The sequence below is a fragment of the Euzebyella saccharophila genome (assembly GCF_014855495.1).
Taxonomy (GTDB): domain Bacteria; phylum Bacteroidota; class Bacteroidia; order Flavobacteriales; family Flavobacteriaceae; genus Euzebyella; species Euzebyella saccharophila.
The window spans coordinates 363520-386191 of the sequence record NZ_JACYFJ010000002.1 but is presented as its reverse complement, the minus strand read 5'-3'; the positions used below and the strand labels follow the sequence as shown (position 1 = coordinate 386191).

Annotated in this window: 17 protein-coding genes; 11 read left to right on the top strand and 6 right to left on the bottom strand. The window is 39.4% G+C overall.

The window, feature by feature from the left end; genetic code table 11:
* Nucleotides 1-63 precede the first annotated feature (63 nt).
* Nucleotides 64-1005 (top strand): 3-keto-disaccharide hydrolase, encoded by a 942-nt coding sequence (locus IL355_RS08155; RefSeq protein WP_192461679.1) that lies wholly within the window; start codon nucleotides 64-66, stop codon nucleotides 1003-1005.
* A gap of 16 nt (nucleotides 1006-1021) precedes the next feature.
* On the opposite strand, the gene IL355_RS08150 is transcribed toward IL355_RS08155, so the two are convergent.
* From IL355_RS08150 to IL355_RS08140, 3 genes are all read right to left on the bottom strand, one after another.
* Entirely contained in the window at nucleotides 1022-2452 is a 1431-nt protein-coding gene (locus tag IL355_RS08150) for an L-serine ammonia-lyase (RefSeq protein WP_192461678.1), read from the bottom strand.
* Between the two features lie 69 nt (nucleotides 2453-2521).
* The gene (locus IL355_RS08145) at nucleotides 2522-3892 is read right to left on the bottom strand and encodes a glycoside hydrolase family 28 protein (protein WP_192461677.1); all 1371 of its coding nucleotides are present in this window, start codon (nucleotides 3890-3892) and stop codon (nucleotides 2522-2524) included.
* A 27-nt stretch (nucleotides 3893-3919) separates the two neighbouring features.
* A complete protein-coding gene (locus tag IL355_RS08140) occupies nucleotides 3920-5092 on the bottom strand; it encodes a Gfo/Idh/MocA family protein (RefSeq protein WP_192461676.1) in 1173 nt (390 codons plus the stop codon).
* 204 nt (nucleotides 5093-5296) lie between these two features.
* On the opposite strand from IL355_RS08140, the gene dnaK reads away from it, so the two are divergent.
* Nucleotides 5297-7210, top strand: coding sequence for a molecular chaperone DnaK (gene dnaK / locus IL355_RS08135; protein ID WP_187457701.1), 1914 nt, complete (start codon nucleotides 5297-5299; stop codon nucleotides 7208-7210).
* Nucleotides 7211-7283: 73 nt separating this feature from the next.
* Here the strand turns inward: dnaK and IL355_RS08130 are convergent, their stop codons facing one another.
* The gene (locus IL355_RS08130; protein ID WP_192461675.1) at nucleotides 7284-7991 is read right to left on the bottom strand and encodes a Bax inhibitor-1/YccA family protein; all 708 of its coding nucleotides are present in this window, start codon (nucleotides 7989-7991) and stop codon (nucleotides 7284-7286) included.
* A gap of 173 nt (nucleotides 7992-8164) precedes the next feature.
* Between IL355_RS08130 and IL355_RS08125 the strand changes: the two genes are divergently transcribed.
* The gene (locus tag IL355_RS08125; protein WP_192461674.1) at nucleotides 8165-9106 is read left to right on the top strand and encodes a hypothetical protein; all 942 of its coding nucleotides are present in this window, start codon (nucleotides 8165-8167) and stop codon (nucleotides 9104-9106) included.
* Between the two features lie 4 nt (nucleotides 9107-9110).
* Here IL355_RS08125 and IL355_RS08120 read toward each other — a convergent pair whose 3' ends face one another.
* Complete coding sequence (locus tag IL355_RS08120; RefSeq protein ID WP_192461673.1) at nucleotides 9111-9545, bottom strand: YybH family protein; 435 nt, start codon at nucleotides 9543-9545, stop codon at nucleotides 9111-9113.
* Nucleotides 9546-9662: 117 nt separating this feature from the next.
* On the opposite strand from IL355_RS08120, the gene IL355_RS08115 reads away from it, so the two are divergent.
* Nucleotides 9663-11234, top strand: coding sequence for a sulfatase family protein (locus IL355_RS08115; RefSeq protein WP_192461672.1), 1572 nt, complete (start codon nucleotides 9663-9665; stop codon nucleotides 11232-11234).
* A 13-nt stretch (nucleotides 11235-11247) separates the two neighbouring features.
* Here the strand turns inward: IL355_RS08115 and IL355_RS08110 are convergent, their stop codons facing one another.
* The gene (locus IL355_RS08110) at nucleotides 11248-11847 is read right to left on the bottom strand and encodes an RNA polymerase sigma factor (protein ID WP_192461671.1); all 600 of its coding nucleotides are present in this window, start codon (nucleotides 11845-11847) and stop codon (nucleotides 11248-11250) included.
* 110 nt (nucleotides 11848-11957) lie between these two features.
* Between IL355_RS08110 and IL355_RS08105 the strand changes: the two genes are divergently transcribed.
* The 7 genes from IL355_RS08105 to IL355_RS08075 all read left to right on the top strand — a co-directional run bounded on the left by IL355_RS08105 (nucleotide 11958) and on the right by IL355_RS08075 (nucleotide 22520).
* Nucleotides 11958-13115, top strand: a complete 1158-nt coding sequence (locus tag IL355_RS08105) for a FecR family protein (protein ID WP_192461670.1) — start codon at nucleotides 11958-11960, stop codon at nucleotides 13113-13115.
* A gap of 137 nt (nucleotides 13116-13252) precedes the next feature.
* Nucleotides 13253-16747 carry a SusC/RagA family TonB-linked outer membrane protein gene (locus IL355_RS08100; RefSeq protein WP_225621157.1) on the top strand — a complete coding sequence of 1165 codons (3495 nt, stop codon included), beginning with the start codon at nucleotides 13253-13255 and terminating at the stop codon, nucleotides 16745-16747.
* 11 nt (nucleotides 16748-16758) lie between these two features.
* Nucleotides 16759-18291: a SusD/RagB family nutrient-binding outer membrane lipoprotein gene (locus IL355_RS08095; protein ID WP_192461669.1), complete on the top strand. Its 1533-nt coding sequence runs from the start codon at nucleotides 16759-16761 to the stop codon at nucleotides 18289-18291.
* A 28-nt stretch (nucleotides 18292-18319) separates the two neighbouring features.
* Nucleotides 18320-19819, top strand: a complete 1500-nt coding sequence (locus tag IL355_RS08090; RefSeq protein WP_192461668.1) for a mandelate racemase/muconate lactonizing enzyme family protein — start codon at nucleotides 18320-18322, stop codon at nucleotides 19817-19819.
* A gap of 201 nt (nucleotides 19820-20020) precedes the next feature.
* On the top strand, nucleotides 20021-20956 hold the full coding sequence (locus IL355_RS08085; protein ID WP_192461667.1) for an RraA family protein: 936 nt from the start codon (nucleotides 20021-20023) through the stop codon (nucleotides 20954-20956).
* Between the two features lie 13 nt (nucleotides 20957-20969).
* Nucleotides 20970-21398, top strand: coding sequence for a nuclear transport factor 2 family protein (locus IL355_RS08080; protein WP_192461666.1), 429 nt, complete (start codon nucleotides 20970-20972; stop codon nucleotides 21396-21398).
* Between the two features lie 6 nt (nucleotides 21399-21404).
* Nucleotides 21405-22520: a bile acid:sodium symporter family protein gene (locus IL355_RS08075; protein ID WP_225621156.1), complete on the top strand. Its 1116-nt coding sequence runs from the start codon at nucleotides 21405-21407 to the stop codon at nucleotides 22518-22520.
* The last annotated feature ends 152 nt before the right edge of the window (nucleotides 22521-22672 follow it).

Here is a 22672-nt window from a genome sequence, read left to right as displayed (position 1 = left end):
TTGTAAAAATTTAATGGGTTTTTCTATATTAGCCAACTTTAAAACCAAAACCCCTAACTCATAATGAAAAGAACTACATCGTTACTCAATCTACTTTTATTTATATTCTTAGTTGGCTTTCCTTCCACAACGCATGCTCAAGATGCTAAATTTTTTGAGGGAAAGTGGGATATGACCATACAAATGGACGGAAAAGAAGCTCCATCATGGTTAGAAATTAAACATTCTGGAGTTCAGACCTTGGTAGGTCGCTTTGTGTATGCCAGTGGTAGTGCACGACCTATTTCAGAAATTGTTGTAGAAAATGGCAGTTTCTCATTTACAATACCCCCACAATGGGAGCAAGATTTGGGAGATATTACCATAAAAGGTACAAAAGAGGGTGAAGGTCTCAAAGGAACCTTGTCTTTTGAAAACGGCAAAACCCACGAATTTACAGCGGATAGGGCACCCAAGTTGGCTTATACCGAAAAGGTGAAATGGGGAAAAACTAAAGATCTCTTTAACGGAAAAAATTTGGATGGTTGGAAAGCCATGGGTGAAAACCAATGGGTCGTTGAAAACGGCATTCTTAAAAGTCCGAAATCGGGTGCGAATTTAGTTTCTGAGGAAAAATTCAACGATTTTAAAATTCATGTAGAGTTTAAGGTTCCTGAAGGAAGTAACAGCGGTATTTACCTTCGTGGTCGTTATGAGGTTCAAATCACAGATGACTATGGTAGCGACCCGAGCAACGTTCTGTTTGGTGGCGTTTATGGCTTCTTGACACCTAACGAAATGGCAGCTAACCCTGCTACTGAATGGCAAACCTATGACATTACTTTAATCGGTAGAAGGGTAACAATTGTGGCAAATGGCAAAACTATTATTAGCGAGCAGAATATTCCAGGAATAACGGGTGGTGCTTTAGATAGTAAAGAAGGCGAGCCCGGACCTTTCTATATTCAAGGAGACCACGGTCCGATTTCATTCAGAAAATTTACGGTGACTCCTAGAGTTAATTAATTTGATAAAACAGTGATTAACAATCACTCATATTGATACCTACAGCGAGACCTCCTTCGGAGGTTTCTTTGTATTTGGAGCTCATATCCTTGGCCGTTTCCCACATGGTCTCCACCACCTTGTCCAAGGGGACTTTCGCATCCTTTGGATTGGATTCCAAAGCCAATTCTGCCGCAGTAATAGCTTTGATGGCACCCATGGAATTTCTTTCAATACAGGGTATTTGAACCAAACCGCCAATAGGATCGCAGGTGAGTCCTAAATGATGTTCCATGGCAATTTCGGCAGCCATTAATACTTGACCTGGAGAACCGCCCAAAAGTTCGGTAAGCGCGCCGGCTGCCATGGCCGAAGAAACACCTATTTCTGCCTGGCAACCACCCATAGCGGCAGAAATGGTAGCTCCCTTTTTAAATATGCTGCCAATTTCACCTGCCACTAGCAGAAATTGTTTGATCTGTTTAAAATCGGCTTTATGGTTTTCAATTACCAAGTAGTACATCAATACAGAAGGAATTACCCCTGCGCTACCATTAGTCGGTGCGGTAACAACTCGGCCTAAAGATGCATTTACTTCGTTGACCGCTAACGCAAAACAACTAACCCACTTAAAAATTTGTCTGAATTTTACTTTGGTCTTTCGGATAGTTTCCAACCAACTTTGTCCATTTTTATACTTCTTGTAGTTGTCGCCTAACAAACTCTTGTTCAGGTCTGCAGCCCTACGTGTCACATTGAGGCCTCCCGGAAGTTTTCCATGAGTATGGCATCCATTGTGCATGCAGTCTAACATGGTGTTCCAGACACTACGTATACCGGTGTCTATTTCCTTGTCCGTTCTTAGGGAACGTTCATTTTTAAGCACAAGACTTGAAATGGAACTACCTTGTGCCTCACAATGTGCTAAAAGTTGCTTTCCGTTTTCCACCGGATATGGAAACTTGTGAAAATCGGCCATTTTTTTCTTGGCATTTTTTCTTTCCTTGACTACTACGAAACCACCGCCTATGGAATAGTAGGTTTTGGACTTTTTATCACCGGTTTCTACCACCGCTTCAAACTTCAATCCGTTGGCATGAAACTCTAGAAATTTCTTATGAAAACAAATGTCCTCTAGAGGCGAAAAAGGAATTTCCATTTGTGCTCCTAAATGGATTCTTTTTGTCTCTTGGATTTTATGAACGGTAGGAAGAATGTCTTTTTCAGGAATAGTTACCGGGTCTGCCCCGGAAAGGCCCAACATTATGGCATAATCCGTGGCGTGTCCTTTTCCTGTCAGGGAAAGTGATCCGTACACATGTACTTTTACTTGCCTAACCTTGGTAAAAAGTTCCTTATCCTGAAGTTCTTGAATCCACCTTTCAGCGGCTCTCCAAGGCCCCAGGGTATGGGAACTTGATGGGCCAACGCCAATTTTAAGCATGTCAAAAATGCTGATGCATTCCATAAACTTTACTTCGTTTAGGGTAAAGGTAGTAGAATTTTTTTGGCTTTATCTTAGGTAGTGTTAAGGAGGTTATTCTATTTTAAAACCAATTACATTTTCATGAATCTGTTCTTCGCCCAAAAGGGAATCGACCTGAACATTGATAAGGGATATGTTCTTAACTGGTTCTTCTTCCTGACCCATAATTTTGGAAATAAACTCCCCTTTTTTCAATTGAACATTTTTCAGATTAATATCTGAAATAGGGGTAAGTCTTTTTTCATAAGTTGGTACCAGATCCCGCCATTGGTATAGTACATCGGTTTCAATGCCTAAAACTCCGTTTCTAACCTCGTTGGCCTTTATATTGTTCATGAAAATATTCTTGACATAGCCGCCACGACGCTCATTCGTTTTTATAAACAATAGGTGAAATAAAGAAGCTTCATCTTCCACTATACAATTATCGATCAAGATATTCTCAATGCCTCCCGAAAGTTCGCTTCCTACAGCCAATAATTGGTGTCCGTTTTTGACCGTACAGTTCCTGATGACCATATTTTTAGAAGGGGTATTCAGGCGCCAGGCATCTTGATTTCTACCCGATTTCACGGCAATGGCATCATCACCTTGATCAAAGACACAATCTTCAATCAGTACATTTTGACTCATTTCTGGATCCACCCCATCATTGTTGTGACCATGGGCAGTGACTTTTACCCTACGTATTGTTACATCGTTGGATAGATATGGGTGGATGACCCAAAAGGGACTGTTGGTGATGGTGATATCTTCCATTAAAATATTCTTGCTTCTATTGAATTGAATAAAATGGGGGCGAAGGTTGGCGCTATCGTTAACCATTTGGCGCTCTTCCACATTATCGCTTTTGGCCGCCAAATTGTATAATCTCTTTAGGCTGTTCATATGTCCTGGAGGTCTACCGAACCATTTCTCCCATGTACCCATTTTAGCCCTGAGTTCACCTTTTCCGGTAATGGCTACATTTTCACACTCATAGGCATAGATTAAAGGCGAATAGTTATAACACTCCATTCCTTCCCAAGTGGTATGCACTGCGGGGAGGTAATCTTTAGGATTATCTGAAAATAAAAGAATAGCACCTTCCTCTAGATGAAGGTTGACATTGCTTTTTAGATGTAATTTACCGGTAAGCCATTCTCCCTTAGGAATCACTACAGTGCCACAACCCGAAGCATTTGCCTCAATAATGGCGGCCTGAATGGCTTGTTCCGTTGCTTGTTGATTTCCTTTTTCAGCACCTTTGTCCACTATAGAAATGGTTGGACAATTACTAAAGTCCGGAGATTTAATGGGAGGCATTTCAAAAGGTGCTTCCACATTTTGTTCTATTATGGCTAATTGCGCTTTTTCTTTTTTACAGGAAAAGGACAAAAGCGATATCAAAGCAATGAGATATACCTTTTTTAATAGGGTCATAGCTTAGTTTTAGAAATTGAGGATTTTTTAAGATGCAGTATTCAACCTAAATGCTTCCTTTTGGGCAGTTAGGGCAAGCTCGGTAGCTAAGAAACAATGATCTTGGCTCATGGCCGTTTCCGTACGGTTAACTACATCGTTGACCAATTGTTCCCCATATGGCATATGCACTTCGTTGCAATCAAAATATTTGGTTTCTTTTTGATCTACCAAAAAGAGGTGGTTTCCTTTAGGTCTTCCGGCTATATCAATGTACTTACGCATTTCAATGTAACCTTCCGTTCCTAAAATAAAAGTTCTACCATCGCCCCAGGTGCCCAAACCTTTAGGTGTGAACCAATCGATTCGTATATAGCCTGTAGCATGGTCACTGCGTACCATCATATCACCAAAATCTTGGTAATTGGGATATTCTGGAGTGCCAAAATTTCCTATTTGGGAAGTGCTTACCTCGGCCTTGGTAGAATTGGTATAATATAAGAATTGGTCACATTGATGGGACCCAATGTCGCATAGGATTCCACCCGCTTTTTCCGGATAAAAGAACCAATCAGGCCTACTTTCCGGTCGCATGATATGCGGGCCCAAACCAATGGTTTGAATAACCTTTCCAATAGCTCCTTCGTTTACTAGTTTTCCGGCCATGACCGATGCCGGATTGGCCAATCTTTCACTGTACGTAATGGAATAAATTCTTCCTGTTTCCTTCTGGACCTTTTTTACCTCGTGAAATTGCTCAAAAGTGAGAATACCGGGCTTATCTGTCATGTAATCTTTTCCAGATTTCATCACTTTTATTCCAATGGGAGCACGCTCAATAGGAATGGCCGCACTGGCCACCAATTGAATGGTGTTGTCTTCAATAATCTCTTCTTCGCTTTTGGCGATTTTTACATTAGGATATCTTTTGGTGAAATTTTTTAATAAATTTTCTTCCTTGGCATAAACCGCCACTAAGGTACCTCCTCCATTAATTAGGGAATCTACCATTCCGTAAATATGGCCGTGATTGATACCGATTACTGAAAATTTAATACTGTTTTTTGGCGGGGCCAAGTTGGTTTTTGGGACTATTATTTCCCTTATCTTGTTGGTATCTAAGTTCTTGGCGTACATATCCATTGGTACCATGGCGGCAGCGGCCATACCAGCGGCGGAAGTAGCTCCTTTGCGTAAAAAATCCCTTCTATTAAAATCCATAATTAAGTTGAATATTGAGTTAGCGCAAATTAGAAAATTTACGACATTATGTGTGCTTGGTACAATTAAATTATTACAAAAGGGCAGTCGTATTACTTATTTAGGATACTATAATGACATCATGTCATGTTGCTTTGACTTGGCATATTGTTTGTCATTTTGATACCGAAAAAAATCAAGCACTAATATTTAATAACATATATAATGAGCAAAATTATAGGTATAGATTTGGGTACGACCAACTCCTGCGTCTCCGTAATGGAGGGTAATGAGCCCGTTGTAATCCCAAATGCTGAAGGTAAGAGAACAACTCCTTCCGTTATCGCTTTTGTTGACGGTGGTGAGATCAAAGTTGGGGATCCTGCAAAAAGACAGGCGGTAACCAACCCAAATAAAACTATTTATTCCATTAAGCGTTTTATGGGGAACAAGTTTTCCGAGTCTAGCAAAGAAGCGGAAAGAGTACCTTACAACGTGGTTAAGGGTGACAATGACACCCCAAGAGTAGATATTGAAGGGCGTTTGTATACACCTCAAGAACTTTCTGCCATGATTCTTCAAAAAATGAAGAAAACGGCCGAAGATTACTTAGGTCAAGATGTAAGCCGTGCGGTAATTACCGTACCCGCTTATTTTAACGATGCGCAACGTCAGGCCACTAAAGAAGCCGGTGAAATTGCAGGTCTTACGGTAGAAAGAATTATCAATGAGCCTACTGCCGCTTCTTTGGCATATGGTCTTGATAAAAAAGATACCGACCAAAAGATTGTGGTATTTGACTTTGGTGGTGGTACACATGACGTTTCCATTCTTGAATTGGGAGATGGTGTTTTTGAAGTACTTTCTACTGATGGGGATACCCACTTGGGTGGTGATGATGTTGACCAAAAAATCATTGATTGGTTGGCCGAAGAATTCAAGAGCGAGGAAGATATCGATTTGCGTAAAGATGCCATGGCTTTGCAACGTTTGCGTGAAGCTGCTGAAAAGGCAAAAATTGAATTGTCATCTTCTGCACAAACTGAAATCAACTTGCCATATGTAACGGCTACCGCTACAGGACCAAAACACTTGGTAAGAACGTTGAGCCGTTCTAAATTTGAGCAATTGATCGAAGATTTGGTAAGAAGAACTATAGAACCATGTGAGGCCGCTCTTAAAGCCGCTGGTCTATCAAAAAGCGATATCGACGAGATTATCTTGGTGGGTGGTTCTACGAGAATTCCTGCGGTACAAGAAGCTGTTGAGAAGTTCTTTGGTAAGAAGCCATCTAAAGGTGTAAACCCTGATGAAGTAGTAGCCGTTGGTGCTGCCATTCAAGGTGGTGTATTGACCGGTGATGTGAAGGATGTACTTTTATTGGATGTTACTCCTCTATCCTTGGGTATTGAAACCATGGGAAGTGTGATGACCAAGTTGATCGAGGCCAATACCACTATCCCAACAAAAAAATCACAGGTTTTCTCCACGGCAGCTGACAATCAGCCATCTGTTGAAATTCATGTGTTGCAAGGTGAGCGCCCAATGGCAGGAGACAACAAAACCATTGGTAGGTTCCATTTAGACGGAATTCCACCAGCACCTAGAGGTACACCTCAAATTGAAGTTACTTTTGATATTGATGCCAACGGGATCATCAAAGTATCGGCTACCGATAAGGCTACTGGAAAATCACAGGATATTAGAATTGAGGCTTCTTCAGGATTGACCGAAGAGGAAATCAAGAAAATGAAGGCCGAAGCGGAAGCAAATGCTGAAGCGGATAAAAAAGCCAAGGAAACTGCCGATAAGCTGAACGAGGCTGACGGGATGATTTTCCAAACCGAAAAGCAATTGAAAGAGTTTGGCGATAAACTTTCTGCAGATAAGAAAAAGCCAATCGAAGATAGCTTGGAAGAATTGAAGAAGGCGTACGAAAGCAAAGACTTGGCTGTTATAGCTCCTGCTTTGGACAAAATCAACGAAGCTTGGAAAGCAGCTTCTGAAGAGATGTACAAGGCTCAAGCAGAAGCACAACAAGGAGGAGGACCATCAGCTGATGCTGGTGCCGACACTGCCAGTGCAGACGCCAAAGAAGGTGATAACGTAGAAGACGTAGACTTTGAAGAGGTGAAGTAATCTTCCCTTGATATATAAATTAAAGCCCCTGATGATTTTTCATCAGGGGCTTTTTAGTTTTTAAGTATTGGAACTAGTCCCTAGAAAGAATGCTCAAGATGTACCAGAAGAGTAACATTAATGAAGCAAACAGTCCTAAGGAAGCGGCTACATATTGATTTTCATTGTATTTGTGAATCAAATTGGAAGTTTGATATAGAATAGAGCCAGAAGCCAAAACAACCATTCCAACACTGAACCAAAGTCCCAAATCAAATCCGAACAAGGTTCCCGCAATAATCAATCCCAAAGCGATACAAAATCCTATGGTTAAAATAGATTTCAAAAAAGAAAAATCCTTTTTAGTGAGAAAAACTACCGCAGATAGCCCTGTGAACAGCGATAAGGTAAGAACGGCCGCCTGATTTAAAATTTGGAAAGCGCCACCCTCTGCCATGGTTATGGCAATAAAAATCAAGGGAATAAAAATAAATGCTTCCGCCACCACATACAGTACTAATCCCGCATAGTGCATATTCTTATCGTTACTTCGTAAGGCCAATCTTTCTGCATAATTGGTCACAAGCATAAATCCTCCTAAAAGCAACAACCAACTTATTCCACCGGTCAAGGATAGGGCTAGATTTAGTATGGCATCAGATTGAAAAAATGCGGTTTCTACCAGAATGAAAAGTAAAACAGCACCAGCCAAATGGGCGTATGTTTTTTTGTAGAAAGCTACGCGAGCTTGATCATCTAATTGTCCAACAAAGGGTTGGATTGGGTTAGGTTGTGTATCCATAAATTTTGATTAAGGTGTTTGTACTGTTCACCAAGGAAACACTTTTAAAGAAAGTGAAGGTATTTAAATCGATGCTGTGAAGAGAAAAATAGTTAAACTACCCGAATCATTCTTTTTAATGAAATGCTATGGCTTTTATTTTCAGTTGTAGGAATAACCATTAATTTTGCAATATGTCACGAACAAGTCCCCTTCTTTGTTTATGCCTCTTGTTTATTTTGGTTTCCAAACTTTCTGCGCAAGAAATCGAAATATTTAAAGTATCTGATTTTGATTTAGTAGGCCCGGTAAAAACTTGTTTGGTTATAACCGATTATGGAAAAGAAGAGTATCATTTTGATGAAAAGGGGAGGCTTACCAAATCTGTAACCATTTATAGTGAAAGTGATTATGAGACTACCTATTATAAATACAAAGATGGTTATATAAGCGAACGTAGAATAGAGAATTATTTAGACGATACCTTTGATCGTGCTACTTCTTTAGCTAATTTCTATACCTTGGAGACCTTACCGCAGCGAGTGGTGACAGAGAAAATCATTAGCTATGAAAAGGAATTGTTGGAACAAAATAGGTACTACTATAATGAAGACCATAAGGTTATACGAATGGTTCGTGTAGGTACTGATGGTACCGATGAAATTACTTTTGAGTATGAGAATACTGATGAAGGAGAAGTGCTAAAACAAAGCTTGAACGGGGTTCTGGACAAAACGGTTGAAATCAACATTGTAGAAATACAGAACGATTCATTGGGACAAAAAACCGAAGTAAGCAAGAATTACATCAATGGCGAATTAACCTCTAGAAACAAAAAAGTCATTAATTCCAAAGGGAAACCACTTTATACCAGTTCTTCAATTTTCGACGCCAGTACCGATAAGTGGATACCGCAGCAGGAAGTAACTTTTGAATACACGGCAGACGGCGTTTTAAGTAAAACCACTGAAAAAAATAAGGGTTCACTTTCTACAAAAGAATATATTTATCAATTTGATGGCCATCTGCCAAAAAATTGGGTAAAGGAAATCATTACTCCCAACAACTCCTATACTACTAGAAAAATAACCTATTATAAGCCTGACGGGACTAAAATCCCTGAGAAGAAAGATTAGGGAATTAGCAGGAGCTGTCCGCCACAATTTTCCATTCTCCATTTATTTTCTTGAAGATAATCATAAAAGTACCATTGACATCGCCTACCTTTCTGTTAAGATGGTATTGCCCCATCACATAATAAGCACCTTCATTTATTTGGGTGATTTGATCAATGGTAAATTTTAAGGTGCCCGTGTAATCTTGATTCGGATATCCCTTTTTATAATTGTCCAGTGTGGTGTGCCAGCCTTTTGTTATTCGTGCTCCACTATAATAAATAAGGGAATCAGATTGCCAATATCCCTGCATAAAACCTTCTAGATCGCCATTGCTCCAAGCGGTCTCCTGTTGTTTCATAAGTTCGATAATGGCATTTTCATCATCGTTTTGGGCAAAGGCCAAAGAAGTTCCTCCAAATAAAAGAGTAAATAGTAGTAGTAGAAATTTATTTTTCATTGTCACGAGTATTGGTTGTCTAGGATATAGCCCTAAAATAGGTATTTTAAATTAGAATCAATCAGCATGACTTCTATCAATGTTTGCTATATTGCCCATCCAAACCAAACCTAAAAAATGATTTCTATACCAAAATACTCGCTATCTCTTGCTATTGTATGCATTCTATTTTCTTTAAAGGCATTTTGTCAAAACACGGATGACAGGCCCAATATACTTTTTATTCTTTCCGATGATCATACTTCACAGGCTTGGGGTATTTACGGAGGTATTTTAAAGGACCATGTTAAAAATGATAATATAAAAAGATTGGCTTCCGAAGGTGTGGTACTCGAAAATGCATTCTGTACCAATAGCATATGTACGCCAAGTCGTGGCAGCATCCTTACCGGTCAGTATAGCCATATTAATCAAGTGTATACTTTGAGCGAACCTCTGCCTAATGGTCACCCTAATATTGCACGTACCTTTTCTAAAAACGGATATCATACGGCCATTATAGGTAAATGGCACTTGGTAGGCCAGCCTCAAGGCTTTGATTATTTTAATGTCTTGCCGGGCCAAGGCCGATACTGGAATCCGATTCTAAAAACGAAAGAAGATTGGAAAGATGGTTATAATAGTTCAGGAGGAAAGGAGTATCAAGGATTTTCAACAGATGTAATTACTGATTTAACTATAGAACATTTAGAGAAAAGAGATGAAAATAAGCCCTTTTTAATGTTTTGCAATTTTAAGGCCACACATGAGCCTTTTGATTATCCGGAAAGATTTAAAGATTTAAATGCCAACGTTGATTTACCCGAACCAGCCTCTCTTTATGATTTTGGAAAGGAAACTACAGGCAGGACTTTTAAAGGGCAAAAGCTGGAAAACTTAGGGCAGCGCTGGCATAATGCCACGGTGGACCCTGATAATTGGTGGACTACCTATCCCGGACTTCCATATCCTTTAGAAGGGTTGGATAGCATCCAAAAACGAAAAAAAATCTATCAGAAACTAGCCAAAGATTTTATTCGTTCCGGGGCTGCCATTGATGACAACATTGGTAAATTGCTCGATTATCTAGAGGAGGAAGGTATAGCCGATAATACTATTGTCATTTATACAGCGGACCAAGGTTATTTTTTAGGGGAACACGGTTTTTTTGATAAGAGAATGATTTACGAAGAATCGTTACGTATGCCCTTTGTTATCCGTTACCCGAAGAAAATTAAAGGCGGCAAACGTATTGATGATATCATTTTAAACATTGATTTTGCAGCGCTCATGGCGGATTATGCAGGTATAAAAAAGCCTGATTATATCCAAGGAGAGAGTTTTAGAAAAAACTTGGAAGAGAAAACACCCAAAAATTGGCGTAAGCAAATGTACTATAGATATTGGCTGCATCACCCAGATAGACCGGCCCATTTTGGAATTAGAAACGAGCGTTTTAAACTTATTTTCTTTTATGGGCAGCCATTAGACAAAAAAGGAACTTCTAAAGAAACCACTGAACCCGCTTGGGAATTTTATGATTTAGAGAAGGACCCTAAAGAATTGCACAATGCCATAAACGATTTAGAGTATGAGGTAGTTATAGCGCAAATGAAAAAGAACTTGGTGAAAGAAAGAAAAAAATATACCGATCAAGATATGGACTCCTATAAGATGCAAGAAATTTTAAAAGAGCATAGCTTACGCTAAAGCCCCATCTAGTTTAAGCATTTAATTTTTTGGTACGCTTGTAGCCAAATAGCAAAAATAAAATAGGCTCCATATCCTTATTGGCTTTTTTCCTTAAAATGGCGAAGGCCTTGGTGATATGATATTCAATTGTTTTAATAGAAACATTTAGATGCTCCGCAATTTCTATGTTGCTAAAACCTTCCTGTTTGCTCATCAGGAATATCTTTTTGCATTTAGGAGGTAGGTTCTGTATTTCTTTCTGGACCAACGACAACAACTTTTCAAAGAACACTTCATCTTTGTCCACAATTCTATCCAATTCCTCAATGTATTTCTTTTCTAGAGCGGTAACGGACTTTTGTTTTCTGTATTGATCTATAAACTCGTTGTGTACAGAACGATAAAGAAAGCTTTTAATGGTAAAATCACTTTTAAGGTTTTGTCTGCGTTCCCATGTCCTTATAAATACGTTCTGTACAATATCTTCTGCTTGGTCCTTATCATTTACCAAACTGTTCGCATAAACGCAAAGTGGGTGATGGTATTCCTCTACTAAATATTCGTAGGCCTTTTCGTTACCATTTTTAAGATTTTGTACAAGGAATTGGTTGTTGTTAAAATCTGTTTTCATAAAAAGGGTTAGGTTGTTAATTAGTACGGATTTTAAAATTATGAAAAAAAAATACAAATAAAGTTTAGGGTTGCGTAAAAAATACACGTATTAGTAACAGATATCGCAATATGAGTTTTTCGGACTTTGAACTAAATACAGCAAAATTCTTGAGCCGTTCCATTTCTTCAACCGAGCTTGATGCCTTGCAAAAAGCTATGGAGAACGAAGTAAACCATAATGTGTTTAAATCATTTACAGAGATAGAATTTGTTACAAGACATCTGATGAGCAAATACGATAAGAAAGCCGCTAAAAAAAACTTATTAAAAAAAATAAAGTCCGATAAAAGGGAGGTAAAAGTTTTGTTTATCAAGAGGCTTTTAAATTATGCGGCTATTATCCTCCTGGGTCTTGGGTTAGGATACTTCTATTGGAATCACAATTTTGCCAATTCTACTAAAATCAAACCACAGAACTTGGAGGGCGAAATAACCCTTACTTTATCAGATGGTTCCGTCAAGTCCATTTCGGAGGCCAGTGAGGCTTCCGTTTTCAATCAAAAGGGTGATAGGGTAGGCCTTCAGCAGGGAAATCAATTAGTTTATAAAAAAGGGAATACCGCGGAGGAACTTATTTATAACACCCTTACAGTTCCATATGGTAAAAAGTTTGCCTTAGTTTTGTCAGATGGCACTAAAGTGCATCTTAATTCTGGCAGTTCCATTAAATATCCGGTAGAGTTTCAAAATAATCATGAAAGAAAAATTCATTTGATCGGTGAAGGATATTTTGATGTCGCTAAAAATGAATCTCCTTTTGTTATCACTGCCAATCATCTAAATATACGTGTACTTGGTACTCAATTTAATTTAACTGCCTACCCGGAGGATGAAACGGTGCGTACCGTACTAGTGGAAGGATCCGTTGGTTTTTTTGAGGAACGTGAAAAGTTTACGGGTGAATCGCCTGTATTAGACCCTGGTTACATGGCCATTTGGGAGAGAAATATAAAAACAATGGAATTCAAGGAGGTGAATACAGAGTTGTATACGGATTGGATGAATGGCCGAATAATTTTTAGTCATATGCCCTTTGAAGATATACTTAAAAAACTGGAGCGAATTTATAATGTAGAAATCACTAATAGCTATGAACAACTTAATCAAGTAAAGTTCAATGCCAGTTTTGATACGGAGACCATTAACCAAGTATTTGAAGCATTCAATAAAAATTACCCATTAAAATTTACAATTGATGGGCGGAAAATAGAAATAACCCAACCCTAAATTATAGGCCTATGATGTAAAACATTTGAGAACAACTACACTCTAAGCATAAAAAAATCGGAAAATGCTGGCACATTTCCCGATTGGGATTTAGAGTGATATACGCAATCGTTAACCATCTAAATTTGAACAAATATATGAAAAACCCAATCATATGGATTAGGGAGAATATGTCCTATCCATTGAAGTTACGGCTAAAAATGAAATTTAGTATTTGCCTTTTCGCCATCATTTTTTTTCAGGCTCAGGGAAACACGTCTTCGGCTGATACGGAAATTACGCTACAGCTAAAGAATGTGTCCTTGGAAAAGGTATTTCAAGAAATTGAATCTCTTACTAGCTTTAAAGTTCTTTACAATGACAACCAAGTCAATTATAACAGAAAAGTTAGTGTTAGTTATGTAAAGGCCCCATTAAAAGGGGTACTCACCGATTTATTCCAGGACACTTCCATTACGTTTGAAATCTTGGACACACAGATAATTCTAACAAGAAGTTTGCCTTCGTCAATAATTAAAGACACTGAAGCTAAGGTTCAACAAGATATTTCAGGGGTTGTTACGGATACTAATGGAATGCCTCTTCCGGGGGTTTCCGTTGTTGAAAAAGGGACCTCCAACGGAACGGCAACAGATTTTGATGGAAATTATTCCTTGGCTACCCAAAATGCAAATGCCGTTTTGGTGTTTAGCTCCATAGGTTTTGCGACCAAGGAAGTTTCGGTAAATCAGTCGGCCACCATCAACGTTCAATTAGTGGAAGATTCCGAAGCATTGGATGAAGTGGTGGTTACTGCTTTGGGCATCAAACAAGAAACGAGAAAATTAGGCTATTCCGTAGCTAAGGTGGATGCGGAGGAAGTGAACGTAAACCGTTCTTCCAATTTCATGAATACCCTTCAAGGTAAAGTGGCGGGGGTAAATGTTTCGGCCCTTGGTACCGGTCCTGGTGGATCTTCCAAAGTACGTATACGTGGTCAATCCTCCATTTCGGGTACAAACAACCCCCTAATAGTTGTGAATGGGGTACCTATAGACAATACCAGCTTTGGTACTAATATTGGTAGTTCTGGAGGAAGTGGGGAACCCGGTACCAGTAGTGGGGGTGTGTATTCTGATGGTGGGGATGGTTTTTCCAGTATCAATCCGGATGACATTGAAAGTATGACCATTTTAAAGGGGGCAACCGGTGCCGCACTCTATGGTTCCAGGGCCAAGGATGGGGTGATAATGATAACCACCAAAACCCGAGGCACCGGACAGGGAATTGGTGTAAATTATACCTTAAGTATTGCCAATCAAACTCCTTTGGATTTTACGGATTATCAATATGAATATGGGCAAGGGGAAAACGGCGTGCGGCCTACTTCGGCAAATCCTACCTCTGGGCAATGGTCTTTTGGAGAACGCTTTCAGCCCGGAATGACCCAAATTCTTTTTGATGGGGTAGAGGTTCCTTATGAACCGGTTTATGATCGTATTAAGGAATTTTATAGAAATGGCCTGGATATCACTAATTCTATAGGCCTGTCCGGAAATAGTGAAAAAGGTGGCTTCAATTTATCGCTCTCCAATCTTGAAAGTAAGGGTATAACACCCAATAATGAGTTTAAACGTATCAATGTTGGCTTAGGGGCTAGTTACCTCCTTTCAAAAAACCTGTCCTTTACAACCAACATCAATTATTCCAATGAAGAGAATACTAATCCGCCCAATGTGGGGCAGCAGGATAACACCATCCCAGTAGCTTTGTTCAATATGGCGAATTCGATGCCTTTAGATTTATTGGATCAAAAGAAATTTGATGAAAATGGTAACGAGTTTGTGTATTCTAGATTTAGGAATAGGACCAATCCTTATTTCACTTTAAGTGAGCAGTTCAATAATATTGAAAGGGACCGGATTTTTGGTAATGCATCCCTAAAGTATAATTTCTTGCCTTGGCTTTTTGGTCAGGTAAGGGTAGGACAGGATTATTGGTCCAGAGATCAAGAATATAATGGCTATCCTACAGGTCAGGCCTCTAGGCCACCAGCACCTGAAGGATTTGTGAACGGGACCTATACTCAGGAGGTAAGAAGGTTTAGGGAAACCAATGTGGACTTCCTTCTTTCAGCCGATAAGGATTTTGGTGATGATTTTAGTTTAGGTGTCAATTTTGGTGGAAACAAAATGAGGAGACAAGCTGATGTTTATCAAACGAATGTAACCGATTTTATTATTAGGGATTTATACACCGTACAGAACGGCAGAATAAAAAATCCGAATTATAGTTTTGCCGATAGATCGACAAATTCTCTATACGGGGCGTTAAATTTATCGTTTAAAGACACTTATTTCTTAAGTGCCACTGCTAGAAACGATTGGTTTTCTACATTATCTTCAGAAAATCGAGGTATTTTATATCCGTCTGTTTCGGCAAGCTACGTTTTTTCCAATGCTTTGGATAATATGGAATGGTTAACATTTGGAAAACTACGAGCTGCTTATGCCGAGGTGGGAAGTGATACGGATGTCCTCCCATATTCTGACGCCTTATTCTATAATATCAATGCAAATTTATTTGCAAACTCCAATGGACAATTTCAGCCTGTAGGTGCTCCAAATACGAATACGCTTCCAAATCCGAATTTAAGACCCATGCGTGTAAGTGAGACAGAATTTGGCTTGGATTTGAGAATGTTCAATTCCCGGGTAAATTTAGATTTGAGTGTCTACAGGAAATCTACTTTTGATCAAATTATACCGGCACAAATCTCAAATGCCTCCGGTTTTCTAAGCACCCTAATAAATAGCGGTGAAAACAGGAATCAAGGTGTAGAAGCCCTATTGACGCTCGTACCCATACAAAATGAGGATATTAGGTATGACATTACCCTTAACGCATCATACAACAAAACCAAGGTTGTTTCTTTGTTGACAGATACTCCGGGGGAAAGTATTGTAGTAGGCACCCATGCTTTTAATGGTTTTCTTTATCAGGTAGTGGGGGAGGAAATTGGTCAATTGGCCGGTTTTGGCTATAAATTTGATGAGCAAGGAAGACAAATTTTTGCGGATGATGGGAGACCCCTGCGCTCAGATGATATTGTATTTTTTGGCAGTGCCTTACCTAAATGGGTGGGTGGTATTACTAATAGTTTTAGGTATAAGAATTTTAATGCCTCTTTCCTTATAGATTTTAAACTGGGTGGAAAAATGATTTCCGGTACCAACTTTAATGCTACCAGGCACGGACTCCATAAAATGACTTTGGAAGGTAGGGAAGGCGGAGTTATTGGTGATGGTGTCAACCAAGCAGGTCAACCCAATACAGTTGCTACACCGGCACAGACCTACTGGGAAGTGGTGCGTTCTCAGCAGCTTATTGAACCAATTGTATATGATAGTGGTTATTGGAAATTTAGACAACTAAACCTAGGTTATGATTTAACAGATTTGGTTCAGGATAGTACTTTTTTCCAAGGCTTGACGGTAAGTCTCTTTGCCAACAACCTCTTTATCATTAAAAAGTGGGTCCCGAATATCGATCCGGATTCATTTGGCTATAGTTCCGATAATGTATCGGGATTGGAATCTACTGGCGTACCTACTACTAGAAGTATTGGCTTAAACCTTAATTGTAAATTTTAAAGGAAAGCATCATGAAAAATAAACTATATAGATTTTTGATTTTTGGATTGATTTTCATGGGCTTATCATGTGATAAGAATTTTGATGAAATCAACACCAATAATGTAGACCCAACAAGTGAAAGTGTCGATCCCATTTTTCTTCTTAACAATGCCATCATAAATACATCATTTTCAAATGCGCAGCTTATTTATGATTTAGGTGTGGTTCAGCAGATTATTTCTCCCAATTCAGGAGTACTGACAGGTGCCAATTACAATCAAGACAATAGGGATGTTACAGATGACCATTGGGTAAAGTATTATGAAAATGTCATTAAAAATACCGGAGATATATTGGGGCAGTTACAAGCTGAGGATGCCCCAGACCGGCCCAATCTATTGCAGATGACCAGATTGGTACAGGCATTGACTTTTATGATTCTAACTGATGAGTACGGTGATATACCTTATTCCGAGGCAGGTAAAGGGGTGTCTGACCAAATTGTATTACCGGCATATGATTCCCAAGAAGCCATTTATGCCGATTTAATTAATGAGGTCAAAGAAGCAACAGCCGGACTAAGTGCTTCTGCTCCATCCGAAAATGGAGAGGTACTTTATTCTGGCGATATCGCTAAGTGGAAAAAATTTGGGAACTCTTTGCTCCTTAGATTGGGAATGCACATTTCTGAAGTAAACCCTACATTGGCAGAGCAAACGGTGTCTGACGCCTTTGAAGCAGGGCTTATGGAGTCTAATGAAGACAATTATGTAATTAGGCATGACAACAATTTTACCAATAATGCAGGCTCATTATTGAACTCAACCGAAGCCAATAACTTTTACATGGTATCTACTTTTGTAGATTTCCTATCAAGTACCAATGACCCTAGGTTGCAGTCCCTGGCCCTACGTTTTGTGGGGGCTACCTCCGGACCGGAACAAACCGTGGAGGCAGGTGTAAAAGACGCCGAGGAACAGGTGGGCATGCCCATGGGCTATGACAACGGCACCATTGGAGGGGTAGCAAGTGATTTGGGCCTGGCTAGTTTTTACGATTTTACTCAAGTTGATAGATTTCTCGTAGCCAAGCAAACGGCACCTATGTATATAATTACCTATAGCCAGACTCAATTATTATTGGCAGAGGCAGCAACCCGTGGTTGGATAGGTGGAGATGCTGAAACATTTTATAACGAAGGGGTTAGGGCCCATATGCAGTTAATGGCTAGCTATGATGAGTCTGTTGCTATAATGGAAGAAGAAATAGACACCTATTTAACCGAAAATCCGTTTGACACAGCTAACGCCTTGGAACAAATAGGAAACCAATATTGGATCTCTTGCTTTTTGAACGGACCGGAGGCATTTGCCAATTTTAGGCGAACCGGTTTTCCAGATTTAGACTCCAATCCTTATCCTGCTCAAGACATTAGCACAGAATTTATCAACAGACTGACTTATCCCAATTCCGAAGTGGCCACCAATAATGAAAATTTGGGTGCCGCAGTTTCCAGAATGGGTGCAGATAATCTGGATACCAATGTATGGTGGGATCAATAAATAACAAATCCAAACATAGATACAGAAAATGAAGAACACTTTAAAACAGCTTATTGCTAAAAGTAGGGCAGAAGACAAAGCATATGCGCAACAGCGCAAAGCTGAAATGATGAGTCCTAGAACAGGAGACGATCGTAGAAATTTTCTCAAAAAGACTGCTCTTGGTGGTATTGCCCTTTCAAGTTTCATGGGCTATTCTTTTGAGGATACCATAGCCGAGACAACTTCTAAAGTTAAAAGGGCCTCTGCTCCGTCAGAATTGAAAATTACGGACATGCGGTACGTGGTAACTAACGTAATGGGGGGTACGCCTATTATCAAAATCGAGACCAACCAAGGTATTCATGGTTTGGGCGAAGTAAGGGATGCTGCAGATGTACGATATGCATTGATGCTTAAAAGCAGAATTTTAGGAGAAAATCCGTGTAATGTAGAGAAAGTGTTTAAAAGCATAAAGCAGTTTGGAGGACCTGCTCGCCAAGCGGGTGGTGTCTGTGCTGTTGAAATGGCCCTGTGGGATCTTTGCGGGAAAGCTTATAATGTACCTGCGTGGCAGCTGCTAGGGGGGCGTTATCGCGATAAAGTCCGTTTATATGCCGATACCCCTGAAGCCAACTCTCCAGAAGAACAACAACGTCTCATTAATTTTAGGGTGAAGGAACAAGGGTATACTTGGCTTAAAATGGATGTGTCCATCGGAGAATTAAAGGGTAAAAAAGATACCGTGGTCAACGGTAAATTCTGGGAAGATTCCAAAGGAAGCCTTTCTCAATGGGGAGATCAAAGAAACTTTATGTCTTATGGCAATACCATGCATCCTTTCACACAAATTCAAATTACGGAAAAGGGTTTGGAGCATCTGCAACAAGTAGTAGAAGATGTAAGGAATATGGTTGGTTATGAAATTCCTATTTCAACGGACCATTACGGCCATTTTGATATGAACAACAATATTCGTCTGGCAAAGGCTTTAGAGAAATATCGCTTAGCTTGGTTTGAGGATATGGTACCTTGGCAATACACGGAGCAATGGAAGGAAATAACGAGAAGTATAGACACGCCAACAACTACTGGAGAGGATATTTATCTGTTAAAAGATTTCCTTCCTCTCATTCATGAACGAGCGGTAGATATCGTACATCCTGATTTGGCATCCTCGGGCGGGTTACTGGAAACTAAACGAATAGCCGATTACGCCGAAGAATTTGGTATAGCCATGGCCATGCACCAAGCAGGAACCCCTGTTTCCTTTATGGCGAATGTACATTGTGCTGCCGCCTCACAGAATTTCTTGGCTTTGGAGCACCACTCTGTCGATTTACCTTGGTGGGAAGATTTAGTGACTACCGTAGGTGGATTTAAAATGATAGATAAAGGTTTTGCTACAGTACCTCTTACCGCCCCAGGTTTGGGAATTGAGCTAAATGAGGAAGTGCTAAAGAAACATGTACATCCAAAAGACAAAAGTTATTTTGAACCTACGGATCAGTGGAACAAACTAATGTCCCATGACCGTACCTACAGTTAAAATCGAAATTCATATTTATATGATTTTTCAAACCATAACAGAGTGTTAGTCAATTTTGTTTGAGTTAGTTTGGTTGCCGTTGGACTCCCCGAAGCCTTAATTCGGGGAGGTTCAACAACATTGGCAATAACGAACAAAATTGTTACATTGTTAAAAAATTAAAACAACATTGAACTACCTAATAATAATGAACAATAAAAAATGATAAAAAGACTATTTTTTGGAGTATTGATTTTCCTTTTAAATGTACCTATGCATGGCCAAGGGGTTATGGCTACTTCAGACTTCGTTAAGGAACTTACGTCCAATTGGGAAGGAGAACGTTTTGAAGATGGCAGACCCAAAGTTTCGGATGCATTGCTAAAAAGACTTAAAAATATCCAAATTGAGGAAGCTTGGGGCTATCTTAAAAATAAGGGCTATAACAATCAATATGATGGCGGTTGGAAAATTTTGCATCCAGAACAAGTAATGACCGGTAGGGTATTGACATCACAATACATGCCTCTAAGACCTGATTATCAGCAGGTGGTCAAAGAAAAAGGAGGAAAGGAAAAAAGGGATACCATTGGGGGCAGTAATTCGTGGCCCATTGAAATTTTAAAGCCCGGAGATATTTATGTGGCAGATGGCTACGGAAGGATAATTGATGGTACATTGATTGGTTCCAACTTAGGAAATGCCATTTATACCAACTCCCAAAATGGGGTTATATTTGATGGAGGCGTACGTGATGTTGCAGGTTTGTTGGATATTAAGGGATTTAATGGTTGGTTTAGGGGAGATGATCCTTCTTATCTGAAGGAACAGATGCTTACTTCAATCAATAATCCAATAAGAATTGGTAGGGCTATCGTTCTGCCTGGGGATGTAGTTTTGGCCAATCAACACGGGGTAGTATTTATCCCTTCGCATTTAGTAGCAGAATTGGTTATTTCTTCTGAAGTTGTGGGATTGCGTGATGTTTTTGGGTTTCAGCGTCTACGTGAGAAGACCTATACCCCGGGACAAATAGATACCAAATGGACAGATGCCATTAAGGCCGATTTTCTAAAATGGATTAAAAAGTATCCCGATGAGAAATTACCCATGACAAGAACGGAATTGAATACTTATTTAGAAAAGCACTATAATTAATTCCAATAAACAAATGATGAACATCAAAAAGTCTCTGTCACTATTTCTTCTGTTAGCTTTTTTGCAGTTAAACGCACAAACAGACGCGCAAAGAATTGAAAAAGGTGTAGAGAAGCTCTACGAGGCAATGGTAAATAAAGATAAAAAAGGCTTGATGCACCTTACTTCAAAGCAACTAACTTATGGGCATTCAAGTGGTACTATAGAAAATAGGGAGGAATACGTAGAGGCCGTTTTAACTGGTTCTTTCGATTTTTTCTCCATTATTCCGGAAGATCAAACTATTTACATTTCAAATGATACAGGGATTGCAAGACATATTTTTGTGGCTACTGGTACTAATAATGGCGAAAAGGCAGATGTTAGGATCGGGGTACTAATGACCTGGCAAAAACAAGGTGATAATTGGCAATTGTTGGCTCGTCAAGCATATAAACTTTAAGTTATTTTGAAAAAGCTTTCCTTATATTCCGTAAGCCTGATTTTGTCAGGTATGCTTCTTTTGGTAATTCTCTACATGATTCTTACAGGAAAAATTGACCAAGCTGGATTATTGTTCCTGTTGTTCTTTGGGTCGTTGGCCTTTGGCTTCAGCGTGTATAAATCCCTTAATAGTTTGGTCTTTACCATAACCATATTTGCAGGTGTGGCAGCAGCTTTGTACTATCCACACTATTTTACCTATATAGGAGATTTCAAGTTAACCGCCTTGATTATTCCCTTAATTCAAATTATTATGTTTGGTATGGGTACCTCCATGAGTATCAAGGATTTTGCAGGAGTGTTTAAAACACCTCGAGGTGTATTTATTGGAGTAGCCGCTCAATTATTGATAATGCCCTTAGTGGGTTTTGCACTTGCCAAATCCAGTAATTTTCCACCTGAAATTGCCGCAGGAATTGTGTTGATTGGCTGCTCGCCAAGCGGTGTGGCCTCTAATGTCATGGCCTATTTGGCAAAGGCCAATTTGGCCCTGTCCATTACCATAACGTCCATAGCAACTTTACTTGCTCCATTTCTCACCCCTCTTTTAATGAAATTACTTGCCGGAGAATTTATAGAAATTAACGTACTGGACATGATGTGGAGCATCACAAAAATGATTATTCTACCTATTGGTGCAGGTCTAATATTTAATAAACTTTTTAAAACGGATTGGCTGGATAAAGCCATGCCATTAGTTTCCATGTCAGCCATATTTTTAATTATAACCATTATCACTGCCGCGGGAAGAGACAGTCTCTTGGATATAGGCGGAATCTTGATGCTATTGGTATTCATACACAATCTTTTCGGTTACGGTCTTGGTTACGGTTTTGCCAAACTCTTTAAGATGGAAGAGCAAGATGCGAGGACTATTGCAATTGAGGTAGGAATGCAAAATGGTGGCTTGGCCTCCGGAATTGCCAATTCCTTGGGAAAGATTGCTACCATGGGGCTAGCCCCCGCCGTTTTTGGTCCGTTAATGAACATAACAGGTTCAATTTTGGCGTCTTACTGGCATAAAAGGCCTCCTAAGATTGTTGGCAGTGTTAAAGCATCCATTGCAGATTCACAGAAATAAATATCTCATTTACACTTTATATTGTTAAGCGGGAGTAAATACTAGTTTTTGAGCTTTATTTACTCCTGTTTTTTATGTTTAATATTTAATTTCGGCCCATGGGGATAATTACTGTTATCTTCGTAATTAACAAACAAGTTTAATCAACTCAC